Below are 494 nucleotides of genomic sequence, written 5' to 3' on the forward strand. Positions count from 1 at the left end.
ACCACACTCGGCCGGCCCCGGCGAGGCATGCGGGGGCGGCTGAGCAGAAGTGGTCGAGGGAGGCTCTCGAGATGCTCAGCGCAGTTGGTCGGCGAGGTACTGCCGCCACGTGGCGGTGAAGGATTCCGGGGTGGTGCCGAGGACGGTCCGCAGGGCGGCGGCGAGGGCGTCGGGGCGCTGGGAGTGGGTGCCGAGCGAGCGGTAGAAGGCGGTGAGACGGGCGGGGCCCCACTGGTCGGCGATCATGCGGCAGGCCAGCCAGCCGCCCTCGTAGGCCCGGGCCAGTGCGGTCGGGTCGCTGGTGAAGCCGAAGTCCTTGTCGGTGGGCAGGGCGGCGGGGACGTGGCCGTCGCGGACTGCGCCGGCCCGTTCCGGGGCGGCCTCGGTGGGGCTGCGGCCGGCGTCCCGGCAGCCGATCCAGTCCGCGTAGCCCCCCGCGCGCCCCCGGGGGGTGCCGGCGGGGGGCCGGGTCCGGCTGGCCCCGCGGGCGTCCT

General features: G+C 77.3%; 1 pseudogene. It reads right to left on the reverse strand.

Annotated features, from left to right (window positions below):
- Positions 1–75: 75 nt before the first annotated feature.
- Positions 76–494 (reverse strand): annotated as a pseudogene (locus tag FRZ03_RS39525) (hypothetical protein); the annotation flags it as partial.

Source organism: Streptomyces misionensis (assembly GCF_007896895.1).
Taxonomy (GTDB): Bacteria; Actinomycetota; Actinomycetes; order Streptomycetales; family Streptomycetaceae; genus Streptomyces; species Streptomyces misionensis_A.